Here is an 18,454-nt window from a genome sequence, read left to right as displayed (position 1 = left end):
GGCATAAATCGCTTGTTGGACTTGGCCGCTGCCACATCCGTGTAAATGGGTATGAATAATGCTATAGGAATTTGCTTTTTTGCGGTAGCGGTTTTTTATACAGTTTGATGGGTAATCACTTGATATCGTTTTAGCTTTCTCATTCTTTTACGCTCACTTTCGACTGATTATTGACCTTGGTTGACCGCATTTGGGCCCCGCATTCAGGCTGACACTCACACCCTATCCCCTCATCGGCTTAACCCAATAAGGCAGGCTGCTTTTCGCTGTCGGTTACGCTACGTCTTGAGGGAGTGGTTATCCTGACAGGCATATTGGCTGACTTTGGTTGTTAATCATCACTAATCCCTGCTGTCTTATCAGCCCAATAAACTGTAAATGACCTAACTGGCATTGCGGACATGACCACAAACAGTCCTCCTTAACTAAAGGACTCACCAATACCACCTGCGGCTTACGTAATTGCGGCTGGATAAGCGCGAGCTTTTTACGGCGGCAAGCGTTGGCGAGAAAACCAAAGTGTCTCACTCGCATCAGCCCTTTGGGCAACACATGCAATAAGTAACGGCGGATAAACTCATCACAGCTTAGCCGCATTTGCTTATGCTGCTGACCGTCACGATAGTCCTTGTAGTAAAAGCTGACATGCTCTGCGGTGACGTCGGCAATTCTTGATTCATGCAGCATGCCTTTACGGGTATAACGCCCGAGGTATTCCACCACGGTTTCGGCGCGGCTCAGACACGCTTTGCTGTAAACACACCACGGTTTTGCCATTAAGGTGTCAGCCGCAGGGATAGCCAGCTCATGTTGTCGAAGCACCCGTAATAACTTGGCCCGATACACGGTGGACAAGGCTTTCACCGGAAACAGATAATCCGTTTTCACGCTATGCCAATCTCCCGCTGACGTCAGCACCCCACCCGGGATTAAGCAATGCAAGTGAATATGCTGACTCAAGGTTTGCCCCCACGTGTGCAGCACCATAGTGCAACCCAATTGACCCTGAAGGTGTTTCCGTTTCATGCCAAACTGCGCAAGCGTCTGCCACACCGACTCAAACAGGGCGCTGTATAGCGGCTTGGCAGCGTAGTGCGCCAAGATGTTCAACTCGTGGGGTAAGGTAAAGACCAAATGGAAATAGCGGCAAGGCAAGACTTGCGCCTGTTGCGCAGCAATCCATGCTTGTGTCTGCCTTCCCTGACAACGAGGGCAATGCCGGTCACCACAGGAACAAAACACCTGCTGCTCATACTGGCAAGTATCACAACGCCAGTGCTGTATGCCTAAGGTTTGCGTGCGACACTGCTGAATATGCTGGCAGACTAAGGCTTGCTGTTCGGTCAGTTTATGCTGCTGTTGGTAGTGGGCTAAGTGCTGATGAAGGATATCGCTTAAATGGTAGGTGGTTGCCATTGCATCCCCCCAAGACTTGCTAGCAAGTCACACCCTTGATGACCCAATTCCGGCGACCAATGCAAGTAGCGCTCGGTGGACTTAATACTGTGATGACCAAGTTGGGCCTGTAATTGATGAAGGGGCATACCCGCTTGTAATTGATGGGTCGCATAAGCATGCCTTAGGCTGTGTGGGCTGCATGGCTTAGTGATACTCGCTAAGCGGGCCGCCTTCGCTAACGCTTTACGAAAGGTCGACTCATGCAGCGGATAAACCACATCATGATAGGTCGAGGCAAACAACCATTCGACGGGATGATACGCTTGCCAATACTGACGCAACAGGGTGAGTAAAGTCGGTGAGAGTATCACCCAGCGGTCGCAGGCCCCCTTGCCTTGACACACTTTGAGCAACTGCCGCTGCCCATCGATATCAGCAACCTTAATATGGGTTAACTCACTGACACGCAAACCACAACCATAACACAGCGCCAACATGGCGCGTTGTTTCAGGCTTTGACAGTGGTACAGCAGTGCCGCGATATCTTGGCAACTCAGCAATTGCGGCAGTTTGTGCGGACGTTTAGGTAAACTTAGCTGAATCGTAAAGTCACGTTTTAGGACATGTTCATAGAAAAAATGAATGCCATTAAGCTGTAACTTTAAGGTAGCTCTGGAATGATGCCGCTCAAGATTCAAATAACGAAAATAAGCCGTAAGCTGCTCATCCGTAATGTTATCGAGCGGTTGGTTGGCATACTGCTGCAGTTGGGTGATGGCATACAAATAAGCGTTACGCGTACGGGCCGAGTAACCACGTAAACGAATCTCATCATGGAATTGTTGCAGAAGTGATGACATGGTAGACCTCCTAGGTGAGGGGTTATCCCTAGGAGTAAGTGTGGAGCAGTGGTTCGCTTTAGGCTCCGCGCAGCGGCTTAGTTCAACAGTTTATTAGTGCGCATCTGCGTTTATCATGTTAGACCAGTGAAAACACGCACAGTTAATTGGTTGTATTGTAAAGAACTTATCAGCTTTTTATTAAATACACCATCTGTGAAAATGCGCATGCGCGTTTTCCAAACCTATTATCTAGCTAATGAGTAATATAAATTATTAATTTTAAAGCTATTTATTTTGAAAGTAATGAGAAAGTGTGCACGAATATGGACTAAAAATTCGTCTAAATGCTTGCGAATATGGTACTACGTATACCCATGCAATATTAGTCGCTTTACGGTAGGGCCAAACATTGAGTAAATAGATAAGAATTTGTAGGGCAACTCGTTTGTAAGTTTGCTGTTCATCAGCCGAGTGCTATCAAGCTTTGGGGCAGAAATGAGTCAGAAACGATGAATCTTACAGATAAAACCCTCCTCCCATAACAATGGGAGGAGGTTTAACTACCTTTTCGGCAGGCATCTCAAAGTCGACTTTAAAATCACGATTTTCGCGATTTTCAGCTGCCTATTCGGCAGGTCACATCGAGGGTTTTGTATAACTTTATTTGTAATAATTTTCAACTGCCTATTCGGCGGGTCACTATACACTTATAAAATAAACCTATATAAAATCAATTACTAGAGCCAAAACTCAGAAAATAACCATATAATTTCTCTAACAGATAATTGGCTTTAAAATTAAAATGTTACTGCAACAACAAAACCAAAAGGTCAGATTTTATCTACAAGACGAGATAGCTCCGGTACTGTTCCATTTTGTTGTTGATTGCTGGCAAATCCATAGCTACTAAATAATGGTTCAGTTTGCTTCTTTGCTACCATTTTCTGAATATGAAGAAGGTAATCTTGCTTATTACTACCGCTGCTCATTGCTATACGATGGAAAATGTTAAACTCTCTTGGCTGAGTATTTTTTATAGGATTAAACGTCTCACCTCGAGCTAACGCTCGTTTTTCCAAACGTTTTAAGCGTCTGCGGGCCTCGCCAACAAAAATCTTTGCAATTGCCTGATTACGTTTGAACATCACTTCAGCACAATCATCAGGTACAACGTCAACGTTACCAAGACTAAAAAAGCCACATTCTTTCATATCTTGAAAATAGGATTGCTGCTTCAGCTCACTCAATACAATTTCATCAGAATGAACAAAAGCAATGACATTACCGATAGAAGCGTTTGACCAAGCAGGAAATGTCACCCCAAGACCTTTAATTTCATGTTTACAGATGTATCCATGCATTACTGAGATACAACGCCCCATTAGCAAGGCCAAGTTTGCTTCTTGTGGTAAGAAACGCACCATAAAATAGTAGCGCTGCATATTATGCCTTCTTCGTTTCGGCTTTCTTCTGGAACATGCCACCCTTTATCAGGACAGCAAAAAGATAGAAAATATTAGGATGAATTGAATGCCCTGACTCTGCGGCCTGTTGCTTGAGTTCAGCTAAATACAGCTCTGTATTTACAAATAAGGTATAAAAACTCAGTGCAGATTCAGGTGAACGCCGTGCAATACCCAGCTCTTTGTCTGCACCGTACTCATGTACTCGTAATCGTTTAACATCGTCCTGATCCCACCAATTATCAATTGATTGAATCGCCGCACCTATCTTGACCGAATTAAAGCTCACCGCATAACGACCATCAGCACATTTAACCTTAGTAAACTGTTTTGAAGTTTCACCTTCTGCGAACTTTTCACCAAAGGTTTGGCTTGGGTAGATCTCTTGGCAAAAGACAGTCTCAATTTTTGCTGTAATATCGGCGTTCCAAAATACATTCGGATCAGTCAAAGCTAAGTGCATCTCTTTACTTAATTCATCAAGAACAGTCCGGGCTTCATCAGACCAAATATTCCAAGCTAACTGCCTCGTATTACTGATTTGATAATACTTTCCCGCACTGGTTTTAATATCTATTTGAGTGTTACCAGAGTTTTGATTACGCCAGAGCCAAGTTCCTAACAGCAGATTTTTACAAAAACGGCTCGCCAGCTCTTGGTAACCTTCGCACTCCTTAAATGCTGCAGACAACTTTTCAAGCAAAGTTGAAACTTCAGGATCGCTGCAGCCAGATGGTTTGAGTGAGTTAGCTTGTACTCTTAGCGAGAAACGGCAATAGATGTGCCCTACATTTGGCGGAACATAACATTCTTCAATCGTTAGAGGATTACAGTGTGTAAGGTCCTGGGGTGCTAAGTTTTTCGATTTAAATTGAGGAGTAAATGCTTCAGTGAATCCAGCTTTTTGACCACGTATACGAGTGATTTCAGCTTCAAGAGGAACAAAATCAGAATCGGCCGTTTTATAGAAAAATACCGCCTTACTTGGGTAGAGGGATCGGTCATACTTTAAAACATTGCATAGCTCCATACACCTTCCTTAAATCCGTTTCATCAGCATTGAATGCTCTTTTGCTTCTAACATCCAAAACGCTCTCTTAAAATAGTTTATTTGCCCCTGTAACCTTATCTCAATTGCCGATGCACACTCAACTACGCCAAGCGCTGGTTCAGCATAGCAATGTAAAGGCTCTAGGCTACCAACTCGGCTAACGGGTTCAGTTAATGGTAAATAGCCAACCATAGTGGGACACAGCGATGAATTTTTATCCAACAAAAACAGAAGATCACTAATATTATCTATTGAATATCTCGTCGGCATAATCCATTTTCCTGACATAGGCAGTCTTTTCAATGTTGAGAAAAGTTCAGCTTCGGATTGATAAAGCTGGCACCACGCACCAACAGCATCTAACTCGGGAGGATGCATTACTCCACCGGCAAAGTTCGCCGGAAAACTTGCTTTCAACATTTCAGTTCGATTATCTAAGATAACTAAATCGTCTTCATAACCATCAATATGAATGACAAGATCAAACACTAAATCACAATGTCTATTATCAATTATTCCAGCTCGTCTAAATTGATTCTCTTTCGATCCTTGCATGCCGTACTCAGGCAGTTTTTTGCCCGAGACAGATGAGTACTGACGAATAAACCACGAAAATGAGGTTAATCTAAGCTGAGTACCCAAGCCTTCGTTTAATCGCCGCTGGTAGTTATGCATCATTCCCCAAACAGCTGTGAGAGAAGGAATGCCAACACAATACGGATTAGATAAAGCTTGGGCATCAAACACTCGAATACCTTTCAAATGTAAATATCGCTGGAAATGCTCACCTTCAGCATCATTTTGTAGCAAAGGTTCTTTATAAGCCCAATGAGTTAACAACCATTTCAAGCTATTTCGAAGAAGGGGCATCAGTCTCTGATGAAAGGCATACTGACTTATCATTGCTGAATGCGACATCACCGAATTCAATCTGCCGAACAGAGGCAGCAGCAATTCAGGTAATAGCTCATTCTCAAAGGTTAAAAACTGATACTCTAATGAGCCATTAATAGGCTCAAGCTCGCTAAGAAGAATCGGCCCCTCTTTAACCTCTAATCGCCATTCCAACATTGGCGCAAGCCACTCAGATAACATCGCTCTTATCTGTCTAAGATTGGCGACTTTTTGTTGCCTGCGTTGCTTTAACGCCAATGCTGATTCATTCGATAACAGCTCATCCAATACCCTCACAAATCGAGGCTGTGACAATACATTTTGATTCAATACATCCTGACCAGATAAAACCCTAGCCAGTAAATTGTTGCCTAATCCGTGAGTTTTTTTATTAATACGAGGCGGATAATTCAGGGCTTTAGCATTACCGCCAAGAGATGCGACTAGCTCACTGACTGCCGCAGGACGAATAAACTCAAGACTGGTATATCGGCCCTGTTTTTTGATTGCTGCTTGCTGGAGTTCAGACTGAAGTGCATGGCTTACAACGGGGGTAATCGCTATATATCCATCACGGAATGGCATTCGAACCTGTACGGAGTATTTATCGACTTTATCTGGGCTTAACTGCGCAGGTAAAAAATGCTTCACCCTGCCGCAAATATTCATAAACTGTTTAACAGGCATGCCAAGTTCTTGAAAAGCCTCTTTCCAGTGTTTTGGTGCTTCACACATTAATGTTGCAAGGCAAGTTACTTTACCTTGCCAAATAAACTGGCGGCCAAACAGCTTGGCAAAATTGACTTTCGCACTGTCATGAGACCACCCTAAAGTACGCAGGCAATTAGCGCTACTCAACATATTGGGATGTAATTGAGGACTGAAGGCAACGAGCCTTTGTTTACTGACCCGAATATCTGGGTACTTGAGATTATGGGTATGCAGCCATTGTACTTCGTCAATGCAAATATCAATATGGGTTTGGTTGTTAACAGTTGTTCTAGCTAAGCTTTTATCTAGTAAGTCATCCACCAACTTTTTCGGATAGGTAAGATTAAGCAAAATAATTAGGGCAGAGCTTTCCTCGCCAGTCACATCTAACGGTTCTGTATAAGCAGCAAATGCACGCCTCAACGCTGCCGAACGTGCTTGAACATCTTCAATATCTAGCAGTTCTCGCAAATGTAAATTCTTTACCATGCCGATAAGTACATCCCCTGTCTATCACTGCCGAAGCTGCTTTTATACTCAATCACTTGTCTTAAATAAAAAACACCAATATGTGGATCAATCCTCTGCTTCATTTTTGCCTAAACGCCGACGTTAATATCCCATCTTGATGAAGCCGATAAACTTGCTCTTGGGTTGTTGACAGGAAAACCGCCGTTTCTGCAACTGTCACTAGAGTATCAGCCACGTTAGGCTTTTTCGATTTATGGTGTAGCTCAACTAATCTTTGCAAATAACACATTAAAGCAACATAGATAAAATGTGGATCTTTATCCTCTGGATACAAACAGCGGGAATGCAGAATTAACTCACCATAAATAAATCGAAATGCAGTGTGGTTAAATAACTTTATCAGCCTTAATTCAGCGCCTTGCGTCAGTTTATCCAGTTCTTGATAAAAGTTGTCAGGCCAGTTATCAAAATACTCAATTGCATCGCTAAAAGAATTGTCATTACTTCCACCATGACGCTTTTGGTACCAAAGTAGAGCCGCAAGTCGGTGAGTCGCAGATGTTTCATTAATAAGTGAATTTGTAGAGGTAACATCACCACCAATAAGGCTCCTCGCTAACATGAGATCAGGCTGTTTAGCGCGAACAATTTCCGCTTTTGAAAGCTCAAATCCACATGAACAATAGCCAATTGATTCATTCTCAATATAGTTGAGCGGTGCTTTGCATTCGGGGCAATGATGAATCAATTCGCACTCATGCTTGGTACAGGCAGTGTATGGCTTTAAATGCCAAACTTGCCGAATATAAGGCTCATCCTTTAAGCATTGAGGGCAAACGGGCACACTCTCAACATTATCCTCATTTGCATAACGGATAAAACTTAAAGGGATATCGATACCATTACGATGCACGGCAGCGTTAGACCCCATAAAGACTCTGTTCGATCTAAATAGGGCTATTTTCTCCAGTTCATGAGGAGGTAAACCAAGAAGGGATTCAAGCAAACCCAACGCCCTCATCCTAAAGTGGCTATTGTGCTTAGCATGATAAATATTGAGGCGTTTTAGCTCGATAGGAAAAGCACCATGGGCTTCAAAATCAAGCTCATGCAGCTCTTCTCGTATCGCCAGGCTGAGTTGCTGGTAAGAGTCAAAAAAGTTCTCAGCCACTACTCGCAGCAAGTAGCTTTCAAGCGACTCATCATTAAACGCACGAGATTTAGGTGAAAATAGAAAAGCCATACCACACCAAAACTAAGGAAGTCTTAGCTTAACTTATAAGCCTTTATCTAAAATTACAAGAAACAAATATGTTACATCGATAGCTTTGGCCGTATCGCTCTCATCAAAATTACAATTGGTGTGCAATAAACGCTTCAAACATACTTAAGTATTATGAAATAGTTACAATAAATCATTTGAAAACTTGACCAAAAACCATCACTTACTGCAAATTAGTTGGTAAGATGAGTTCGAAATTTTACCAAATCAAACAAAGCTATAGCTTTAAACGAGTTCGTTTGGTGGCAACACAAGGAGTTCACTTGCTTTCCAATATTCCTGCAACTCAAGATTGGCTGTCTCAGTTTTTGCCACAAGACCGGCCTGTTGCTTGCAATTTACTTGATGAATTAGTTTATATTCCTACAGATCGTGTGATTAGTGACCTTAAGTTGGTTGTAGAATCAATCTTAAAGCAGTATGAAAGTGCTGCAATTTATCCAATTAGGGAATTATTTTCAGAAGATGAAAGCTATTTTTCACTAACTGATGCTATAGAGCCTCCTACGATGCAACACGGGCAAGCTGTTCAAGGTAGCGAGGCATTCGTTTCAAATTTAATTACTAGATTAAGTAGGTCTTTGCAGGCAAAGGTAATCCTAGAAAAAGTATCCACTGAAAATGGCGAAATGAAAGCTTCTCCATCAATAACCACGATCAAAAATAAGAAAATCAAGACTCTCATTCTGATTGATGACTTAATTGGTTCAGGTCACAGAACTCGTGATTTCCTCGAAGCAGTATACAGACATCCCTCCATTAGAAGTTGGGTGTCAGGTAAGTATCTAAAAATTATTGTTGTGGCGTTTATGGCGACGAATCAAGGTAAAAAATGTGTTGAAAAGTGGTGCAAAAATGAAATGAAAGCCAAGTTGCTTGTTATTAACGAGTGCCCCACATTTCATAACTTACCTAATACTGAAGCGATTTTTGATTTATGTATTAGATATGCAAATAATAGAGAAGGAATTCCGTTAGGGTATGATAACACGGCTGTAAGAGTCATCTTTGGGCACTCTGCACCTAACAATATTCCTGCGATTTTGCATCGAAAAGTGGACAACTACAAAGCGAAATCTACGACTTTACGTGGTAGGCTTTCTAGCTGGACCCCTCTATTCCCTAGTAGAGATGTACCAGAACAACTAAAAGCTCAGATAATGACAAAGAAGAAAACGCTTACCATAAAAGCTTCTATTCGATTATTGCTGAATAAATTGGAACAAGCCACTTCTCTTGGCAAAGATAAATTATTTCAAACTCTCGAGTGGCCTGTTGCTGATTGGGAGCATTACGTGGCGTTGTGTTTAAAGCTCAACATGATCACCGAGAATGGTGACCAACTGAAAATTACAGAGCAAGGTAGGGTTGAGTTGGAAGTGCTTAACCGAATGAAATATACAATTGAATTTAATAACAAAAACTATTACCCTAGCTTAATTGAGTAGGGTCGTACGTGTCCCAATGCTAGTGTTAACCAATCGGTTTACGATTGGTGCATCTTTTTAGGTGTTCAGGCTTCAACTTAACTGTTGGCGGAGAGCATGTTTTTGCTTAACCAAATATGCTCTCTGGTATTGGTGTTACTTACCAATGCTATGGAAAATGTGAAACTTAAGTTTTTGGGGCGGCTCCAACTAATCGGTCGATGTCTCGGTCATAGTCGGAGCCGCCACAGCAAAACCTAAGCATCAAAGGTAGCTTTGTGACAATTGGCCCTGCTCATACTTATATACAAGAAGGCATTCGTAATGGTTATTCCGAAGCACAGCTTTCTGATCTTTTAAAGCTTTCCTCTCTTCAAAAAGAGAAAGGTATTTCATATCTCCATAGCTTGAATCACATTAGCCATATGACAGGTGCTCATTATCTTTTTTTGAGGGCTGTTGTCGACAGAACTTCTTCCCCGTATAAGCAATTTTCTATCCCTAAAAAGAATGGGGGCACACGAAATGTATCTGCACCTGATGAACAACTTAAAATTGTACAGAGATGGATTTGTTCCAATATTTTGTCGGAAGTACCCCCCCATTGGAGATGCTTTTCATTCCATAGAAAAGCTTCCATTATAAAATGTGCGAGAGAACATAGCGGAGCTAAATGGCTCGTGAAAATTGATATTGAGAATTTTTTTGATTCGATTAAAGAAACTCAGATATACAGTGTATTTAAGTCGATGGGGTACAATTCGTTAGTTTCTTTTGAATTAGCCAGACTCAGTACAGCGCTGCCAGAAAGCCCTGCCGATGAAACAAATCACGAGTTTAGCCGAGCAAGTATTGAGTCTCTGCCATATAAACGACAGCAAGGCCTTCTTGGAGGTCGCTTGCCACAAGGCGCTCCGACCAGTCCAATGTTATCGAACCTAGTTTTTGAGAAATTAGATAATATTTTTCAGCGTCTTGCCGAGAAAAAATCATTTGTTTATACACGCTATGCTGACGATTTGTGTTTCTCGTCTTGTAAAACCTCTTTAAAAAGAAATGACTGCCTACAAATTATCAAAATAGTCTCAAGAGTTTTACGTGCCAATAGTTATCAAATTAACCAGAAAAAAATAAAGATAATCCCTCCAGGTACCACCAAATCTGTTTTAGGACTCAATGTTGATTGGAATTCTCCGAAGCTGTCAAAGCAGTATAAAAAACGTTGCCAATTCCATGTCCGAGGCATCGCAGAATTTGGGCTAGCTGAACATGCCAAATATCGTCGGTTTGAATCTGTTTTTGGTATGATTAATCATGTTTATGGATTGATTAATTACTGCAAAGACGTCGAGCCTAGCTTCGGGGCTAATCTGGAAACACTCTTTACGAATGCTCTTGAAAAAGAGGGCGTTAGATAGTCAGAGCCTCTTATGCGCTTCCTATTGAGTAAAATACCAACCACGACATGTCTAAATCGTGCAATATATTCTCGCTAAAACTTGACCGAAAACCATAACTTACTGCAAATTAGTTGGTAAGATGAGCACCATTATTTTTAAGTACTGCTTCTAAGTACTGCAAGCCCTAATCGAGCGCTTATCAACCAGTTTTCAGTCTCTCTTTAAAAGCTCAAGGGCAAACCATATTTCACTAGCTCAAAGCCAAATCTTGCTGCTAGTACCATATTGCAATAGGTATAAATTACATATGTTTGAACAAACATTTAAAAACATCGATGACATTTTTCATAAAGACGCAGGTTGTTCTAGCGAGCTCGATTACACCGAGCAATCATCATGGATGTTGTTTCTTAAATACCTTGATGACTTAGAGTATGCAAAATCACTTGAAGCACAGCTAATGGGTCAGGAGTATCAATACATCATCGATGAAGACCATCGCTGGAGTAAATGGGCTGCGCCAAAAGACGCTGACGGCAATTTTGACCACAACAATGCCCTAACCGGTGATGACCTAATGGATTACGTCGACGGTGAGCTATTCCCTTATCTAAAAGGCTTTAAACAACGCGCAGAAAGCCCTAACACTATTGAATATAAAATTGGTGAAATTTTTGGCGAGATTAAAAACAAAATTCAGAGCGGTTACTCATTACGTGATGCTTTAGAAAAGGTCGACCAATTAAGTTTCCGCTCGCAAGATGCCACTCACGAGCTGTCTCACCTATATGAAACCAAAATTAAAAATATGGGTAATGCTGGCCGAAATGGCGGCGAATACTACACCCCAAGGCCACTTATTCGCGCCATGATCGACGTAGTAAAGCCACAAATTGGTGAAACAATTTACGATGGCGCAGCAGGTTCGGCAGGTTTTTTATGTGAAGCGTTTGATTATTTGCGCCAAGGCGGCCGCGAGAAAAAGCAACTTTCAACCAGTGACTTAAAAATACTGCAAGAAAGCACCTTCTACGCCAAAGAGAAAAAGTCACTGGCCTATGTTATTGCCATCATGAACATGATTTTGCATGGCATTGAAGCACCCAACGTACTGCACACCAATACCTTGGGCGAAAACTTGGCAGACATACAACCAAGCAACCAGCACGATATTATCTTAGCTAACCCACCTTTTGGCGGTAAAGAGCGTCCAGAAGTACAGCAAAACTTCCCGATTAAAACCGGTGAAACGGCCTTCCTGTTTTTACAGCACTTTATTAAAACCCTAAAGCCAGGTGGTCGCGCCGCCATTGTTATCAAAAATACGTTTTTAAGCAACACAGACAATGCCGCCATCGCTCTACGTAAAGAACTATTAGAAAACTGCAACTTACACACAGTGCTTGACTGCCCAGCTAAAACATTTTTAGGTGCAGGGGTTAAAACCGTCGTGTTGTTTTTTACCAAAGGCGAGCCGACTCAAAGCACTTGGTTCTACCAACTCGAACCAGGTCGCAGCTTAGGAAAAACTAACCCACTTAACGACAATGACTTGAAAGAATTTGTCGAGCTGCAAGCTGCATTTAAAGACTCGGATAAATCTTGGTCATTAGATGTATCTAAACTCGATCTAACAACCTGGGACTTATCTCTAAAAAATCCTAATACTGAAGTAGAAGTTACATTACGAACACCCAAAAACATTATTGAAGACATCATTACATTGGACAACGAAAGTAAAACTATTTTGGCTAAAATTCAGGAGTTGTTGAGATGAGTTGGCCAATAATTAAACTCGGTAATATTTGTCGCATTGAATTAGGCAAAACACCATCTAGAGCAAATAAAAAGTATTGGGATGAATCCAAAACTAGTGACAATACTTGGCTCTCAATAGCTGATATGCCTTTATCTACTAAACCCGTAATATCTAATAGTAAAGAATATATCTCTAACGAAGGGGCCAAGCTTTGCAAGATTGTGCCTAAAGATACGCTTATTGTGAGCTTTAAACTTTCATTAGGGCGTCTCGCATTTACTGGACGTAATCTATATACAAATGAAGCAATAGCAGCACTTTATATTAATGATGAAAATACAGTCTTAAAAGATTATCTTTATTGGTATTTAACATTTTTTGATTGGGATGTTGCTGCTGGTAGCGATATTAAAGTAAAAGGTAAAACGCTTAACAAAGCCAAATTAAAAGAAATAGATATTCCACTCCCTTCGATCCTAGAACAAAAGTATATTGTTACGATTCTCGACCAAGCCTTTGTTGAAATTGAACAAGTTCGAGATAAGACAGAACTAAACCTTAAAAATTCCCGCGAACTGTTTGAAAGCTATTTACATCAAATATTTAGCACAAATGGAGATGGATGGATAGAAACCACATTAGGTCAGGAAATAGATCTATTAACTGGCTTTGCATTCAAAAGTAAAGAATATGTCACCCATTCTAACTCTATCCCCTTGATACGGGGAGACAATGTGGTTCAGGGCGCATTACGGTGGGCAGGTGTAAAGCTATGGCCTAAAGAAAGTATTTCTGAGTATGAAAAATATCTTCTTCAAGAGAACGATATAGTTTTAGCCATGGATCGCACATGGGTAAAAGCAGGAATGAAATTTTCAAAAATTACAGCCACAGACCTACCGGCATTATTAGTACAACGAGTAGCAAGAATTCGCAGTCTAAATAATGTGGATTCGAATTATCTATATCATGTGATTGGTAGCAAACAATTTGAGGACTATGTTTTATCAATTCAAACAGGTCTTGGTGTACCTCATATAAGCGGTAAACAGATTCAAGCATTCAAATTCAGCAAGCCAAATCTAGAATGTCAAAAAGTTATTGTAAAAACAATGGATTATCTTTCAATAGAAATTGAACAACTAACAGGTATTTATCAATCGAAACTATTAGCATTAAGCGAACTCAAAAAATCAATCCTGCAAAAAGCCTTTGCAGGCGAACTAAAGTAAGTGGTTAGTAATGGAAATGAGCCAATAAGGATGTATAGCTATGCCGATGAATGAAGCCGATACCAGAGCCAACTTAATTGACCCCAAGCTCGTTAAAGCTGGCTGGGGTGAAGTTGTTGCGAGCTTCATTCGCCGTGAGGTAAGCATTACTCAAGGGCGCATTATTGGTGGTGGCAAACGCGCAGCAAGTTTAAGTAGCGACTATGTGTTGGAATACCGTGGCCGTAAACTGGCAGCCATTGAGGCGAAAAAAGAACAGTTAAGCTATACCGAAGGCGTGCGCCAAGCAAAAGACTATGCCGAGCGATTACAATGCCGCATTGCTTATGCCACCAATGGCCGTGAGATATATCAAATCGATATGGCCAGCGGTGTAGAAGAACTAGTAGAGCGTTTTTTAAGCCCTGATGAGCTGTGGGCACTGGCCTTCGATCCTGCCTTTAGTACCGATGCTAACGCAACCGAGCCAAACTACACTCCCATTTGGCGCGAACGTTTTGCGCAAATTCCTTTTGAGTGTAAAGGTGATTGGCAGCCACGCTATTATCAAGAAAACGCCATCAATAATGCCTTGGAAGCCATTGCCCAAGGTAAATCTAAGGTATTGTTAACCTTAGCTACCGGTACAGGTAAAACTTGTATTGCCTTTCAAATTGCATGGAAGCTATTTCAAAGTCGTTGGAGCTTACCAGCGCAAAAGCACCCTAGCGCAGCAAAGAAACGTCCACGGATATTATTTTTAGCCGACCGCAATGTGTTGGCTAACCAAGCCTTTAACGATTTTGGCGCTTTTGGTGACGATGCGCTGGTGCGCATGACACCTGCAGATATTCGTAAGCGTGGCGGTGTGCCTAAAAATGCCTCTATCTTTTTTACCATCTTCCACACATTTATGAGTGGCCCAAACAAAGATATTGAAGAAAAAGAAGACGGCGAAATAACCCAAGACGACGATGCTTATTACAAGCACTACCCAGCTGACTTTTTTGACCTAGTTATCATTGATGAGTGTCATCGCGGTGGTGCAAATGATGAAAGCTCATGGCGCGACATTCTTAAGCATTTCTCACTTGCTGTTCAACTAGGATTAACAGCCACGCCTAAGCGCACCGACAACACCAACACCTACACCTACTTTGGCGACCCGGTTTACAGTTACACCCTCAAGCAAGGTATTAATGATGGCTTTTTAACCCCGTTTAAGGTTTACCCCATTGTCGGCACCATGGATGAATATGTTTATACCCCTGGGGATGGTGTTGTTATACAAGGTGATCCAGAGCCTGGTAAGCTTTATAGAGAAGGCGACTTTAACCGTATTATTACCATTCCCGTGCGCGAGCAAAAACGTGTGCATTACTGGATGGATAAATTCAACCCAAAAGAAAAAACCATTGTTTTTTGTGCCACGCAAGAACACGCAGGCAAAGTGCGCGATGAAATTAATCAATATGCTAGGCAAAAAGGCTGGACGACCAATACAAATTATTGTGTTCGCATCACGGCTAATGACGGTAAAGACGGCGAGAAAGACTTAGAAATATTCAAGGATAACGAGAAGACCATTCCGACGATTTTAACCACGTCACGCAAGCTGTCTACCGGTGTTGATGCCCGTAATGTGCGCAATATTGTGTTAATGCGCCCTTGTAATAACATGATTGAGTTTAAGCAGATTATTGGTCGTGGCACTCGGCTATATGATGGTAAGGACTTTTTTACCATTTACGACTTTGTAAAAGCCCATCATAATTTTGCTGATCCTGAATGGGACGGCGAACCGGAACCAACACCACCTTGTGAAACATGCCATGAAAGCCCTTGTGTTTGCCAACCAGAACCTTGTTCAATTTGTGGTTTTACACCTTGTAACTGCCCTGACGAGCCATGTATTGAGTGTGGCAACGAGCCTTGCACTTGCGAGCAACCACCATGTACCAAATGCGGCTTAAGCCCTTGCATCTGCCAACCAGAGCCTTGTGGTGAATGCGGTAACCAACCATGTACTTGCGGCAGCGCTGAAAAAATAGTGATTAAACTGTCTGACGGCAAAGCGCGGCAAATATTACATATTTCATCCGTTATGTACTGGCATGGTGGTAAACCTGTTACCGGTAAAGAGCTGGTTGAGAGCTTATTTGGCGATATGCCGCAATTCTTCAAAGATGAAGAGCATTTACGCGCAATATGGAGTGATCCAGATACCCGCGAACAACTACTGTTAAACCTCGCAGAAGCCGGTTACGACCACGAAAAGCTTGAAGGGATGAAAGACCTCATCGATGCTAAACAAAGCGATGTATACGATGTACTGAAGTATGTCGCGTTTGCCACTGAGGTCCACACAAGACAGGAGCGAGCCAACAACGCTAGACCCGCTATCGTGCAGTCGTTTGGGGATTATAAACAACAGGAGTTTATTAACTTCATCTTGGGTAAATACATCGAAGATGGTGAAGATGAACTTTCACCCAAAAAAATGCGTAGCTTGTTAGACCTGAAGTACAACAACATCAATGACGCCATCGCCGAGCTAGGCACACCCTTAGTCATTCGAGACACCTTTATTGGATTTCAGAAGCATTTGTATGAATGAGGCTTTAAAAAACGATAATTTATGTTGATTTATCGACCAATCGGCTATAAGTTTTATTGAGTGCGTTTTCATTGAAACATGGAAGGCTCTGTGTATAATACGCGCTTCTTCTAGGAAGGATATGAACATGATTGCTAAATTAAGTGATTATCGGCCAGCGAAACCAGCGCCAACTAACAACAAAAATACAACCAATAATGGATCAAATGTTCGATCTTTTGAACAAAAAAAGGCATCCGATAAATTTGATAACGCTAAACGCCAAGTATCTGAGGCTGCATCAAAATTAGGCTGGTAAGTGTTTTAATTCTTATCCTCTGATATCCTCTAATTTTTCAATGATAGGATATCAAAATGGCGCAGCCGCAACTCGTTACCCAAATCGGTAAAAAATCCAAGAGTACTTTAGATACCATACGAGCAAGACACTCCAAGGAATTGGTAATTGGTCTATGTGGTGCTGTTGGCGCAGGTGTAAGACGCTTACATCAACAACTTACAGAAGAGTTAGAGCTTTCTGGTTATCAAGTTGAGCATATCAGATTAAGTGAGTTGATTGCTGCTCAGTTCGATAATCCAGAGGAAACACTCGCCCTTAAAGGTTATCCGCGCTACGAAAAACTGCAAGATTTAGGTGATAATTTAAGGAAGAGCAAATCTATTTCAATCATCGCAGATATGGCAATACGTCGGATATCAATTATTCGTACAGCTTTATTTGGTGATCCTTCACAACCTCAAACGACTGCTTTAAAAATTGATAAAAGAGTCGCGTACATCATCGATCAGCTTAAAAACCCTGCAGAAGTTAAAATTTTCCAAGAAATATACCGAAATAACTTTTATTTACTAGGTCTTTTAAGAACCGAAAATGAAAGAGTTAAAAATATAATTGATGAAGGTATTAGTAGGGAAAATGCATATAAGTTAGTAGAGAGAGACAGAAAAGGGCGAGATGATTTTGGTCAACAAGTTGAAAGTACCGCATTTTTATCGGATTACTTTATTAGAAACATTGATAATCAAGATAAGTTAAAAGCATCCGTTGTACGCTTTATTAAATTAGTTCATGGCGTTGAAAATATTACACCGACAAGAAATGAAAGTGGAATGTTTTCAGCTTATTCAGCCTCCTTACGTTCTGCATGTATGTCTAGACAAGTAGGCGCAGCAATCTCCGATACCGAAGGTAGAATTCTTGCCACTGGTTGTAATGATGTGCCTAAATTTGGTGGGGGACTTTATGATACTGATGACGACGATGATAAAAGGTGCTTTGGTTATAAATCTGGGGATTGTCATAATGACAAGCATAAAAATTTATTAAAAACTCAGATAGAAGAGATTTTAAAAGAAAACAAAGTCCCTAACAGTGCTGATTTAGCCATGCAAATAATGTCTAATTCTAAAGCGAAAAGTTTGATTGAATACTCACGAGCTATTCATGCTGAGATGGATGCAATCGTATCACTTGCCCGAGATACTACAACATCAACAACTGGTAAAATCCTCTATTGTACAACCTACCCTTGCCATAGTTGCGCAAGGCATATTGTTGCTGCAGGAATAAAAAAAGTTGTCTATATAGAACCTTATGAAAAAAGTCTCGCCTTAGACTTACACGACGATACAATCTGCTTAGTTGATGATCAAAAACCAAATAAAGTCATTTTTGAAAATTTTGAAGGTGCTTCTCCTAACCGTTACTCTAAGTTTTTTGCATACTCTAAAAAGAAAAAAGCTCATGGTAAAGTAATTGAATACAAAATAATTGATGAGGAGCACTTAGACACACAACCATTAGATTGTTATGGTGATTATGAATTAAAAGTTGTTGAAATGACAAATGAGATGCTAGGTGAAGATAACTATATGCCAGTATAAATAACCCCTGTAACAGGTCATGCCATTTGTTTATGAATGGCACT

Annotated in this window: 13 protein-coding genes; 7 read left to right on the top strand and 6 right to left on the bottom strand. The window is 41.2% G+C overall.

From position 1 onward, the window contains the following. Positions 1 to 297 precede the first annotated feature (297 nt). The 6 genes from L5L98_RS11930 to L5L98_RS11905 form a co-directional block, all read right to left on the bottom strand. A complete protein-coding gene (locus tag L5L98_RS11930) occupies positions 298 to 1,416 on the bottom strand; it encodes an IS91 family transposase (protein WP_263141050.1) in 1,119 nt (372 codons plus the stop codon). After that, positions 1,395 to 2,258, bottom strand: coding sequence for a tyrosine-type recombinase/integrase (locus L5L98_RS11925; RefSeq protein WP_263141048.1), 864 nt, complete (start codon positions 2,256 to 2,258; stop codon positions 1,395 to 1,397). Before L5L98_RS11925 ends, L5L98_RS11930 begins: the two co-directional genes overlap by 22 nt. 812 nt (positions 2,259 to 3,070) lie before the next feature. After that, positions 3,071 to 3,682, bottom strand: a complete 612-nt coding sequence (gene cas6f, locus L5L98_RS11920) for a type I-F CRISPR-associated endoribonuclease Cas6/Csy4 (RefSeq protein ID WP_088213010.1) — start codon at positions 3,680 to 3,682, stop codon at positions 3,071 to 3,073. A gap of 1 nt (position 3,683) precedes the next feature. Next, a complete protein-coding gene (gene csy3, locus L5L98_RS11915) occupies positions 3,684 to 4,733 on the bottom strand; it encodes a type I-F CRISPR-associated protein Csy3 (protein WP_263141044.1) in 1,050 nt (349 codons plus the stop codon). A gap of 9 nt (positions 4,734 to 4,742) precedes the next feature. Beyond that, the gene (locus L5L98_RS11910; protein WP_263141041.1) at positions 4,743 to 6,848 is read right to left on the bottom strand and encodes a type I-F CRISPR-associated protein Csy2; all 2,106 of its coding nucleotides are present in this window, start codon (positions 6,846 to 6,848) and stop codon (positions 4,743 to 4,745) included. A gap of 100 nt (positions 6,849 to 6,948) precedes the next feature. After that, complete coding sequence (locus L5L98_RS11905; protein WP_263141039.1) at positions 6,949 to 8,073, bottom strand: TniQ family protein; 1,125 nt, start codon at positions 8,071 to 8,073, stop codon at positions 6,949 to 6,951. 281 nt (positions 8,074 to 8,354) lie between these two features. On the opposite strand from L5L98_RS11905, the gene L5L98_RS11900 reads away from it, so the two are divergent. From L5L98_RS11900 to L5L98_RS11870, 7 genes are all read left to right on the top strand, one after another. Further along, complete coding sequence (locus L5L98_RS11900; protein WP_263141036.1) at positions 8,355 to 9,560, top strand: hypothetical protein; 1,206 nt, start codon at positions 8,355 to 8,357, stop codon at positions 9,558 to 9,560. Between the two features lie 257 nt (positions 9,561 to 9,817). After that, the gene (locus L5L98_RS11895) at positions 9,818 to 10,957 is read left to right on the top strand and encodes a reverse transcriptase family protein (protein WP_263141033.1); all 1,140 of its coding nucleotides are present in this window, start codon (positions 9,818 to 9,820) and stop codon (positions 10,955 to 10,957) included. A gap of 289 nt (positions 10,958 to 11,246) precedes the next feature. Then, positions 11,247 to 12,716, top strand: coding sequence for a type I restriction-modification system subunit M (locus L5L98_RS11890; protein ID WP_263141029.1), 1,470 nt, complete (start codon positions 11,247 to 11,249; stop codon positions 12,714 to 12,716). Next, positions 12,713 to 13,930 carry a restriction endonuclease subunit S gene (locus tag L5L98_RS11885; RefSeq protein ID WP_263141026.1) on the top strand — a complete coding sequence of 406 codons (1,218 nt, stop codon included), beginning with the start codon at positions 12,713 to 12,715 and terminating at the stop codon, positions 13,928 to 13,930. Before L5L98_RS11890 ends, L5L98_RS11885 begins: the two co-directional genes overlap by 4 nt. A 40-nt stretch (positions 13,931 to 13,970) precedes the next feature. Next, complete coding sequence (gene hsdR, locus L5L98_RS11880; protein WP_263141023.1) at positions 13,971 to 16,526, top strand: EcoAI/FtnUII family type I restriction enzme subunit R; 2,556 nt, start codon at positions 13,971 to 13,973, stop codon at positions 16,524 to 16,526. A gap of 127 nt (positions 16,527 to 16,653) precedes the next feature. Beyond that, positions 16,654 to 16,824 (top strand): hypothetical protein, encoded by a 171-nt coding sequence (locus tag L5L98_RS11875; RefSeq protein WP_259529719.1) that lies wholly within the window; start codon positions 16,654 to 16,656, stop codon positions 16,822 to 16,824. Positions 16,825 to 16,880: 56 nt separating this feature from the next. After that, entirely contained in the window at positions 16,881 to 18,410 is a 1,530-nt protein-coding gene (locus tag L5L98_RS11870; RefSeq protein ID WP_263141019.1) for an anti-phage dCTP deaminase, read from the top strand. The last annotated feature ends 44 nt before the right edge of the window (positions 18,411 to 18,454 follow it).

It is taken from the genome of Shewanella sp. SM23 (assembly GCF_025654295.1).
GTDB lineage: Bacteria > Pseudomonadota > Gammaproteobacteria > Enterobacterales > Shewanellaceae > Shewanella > Shewanella oncorhynchi.
Note: the sequence above shows the minus strand (reverse complement) of the source record. Positions and strands in the feature narration are given on the sequence as shown.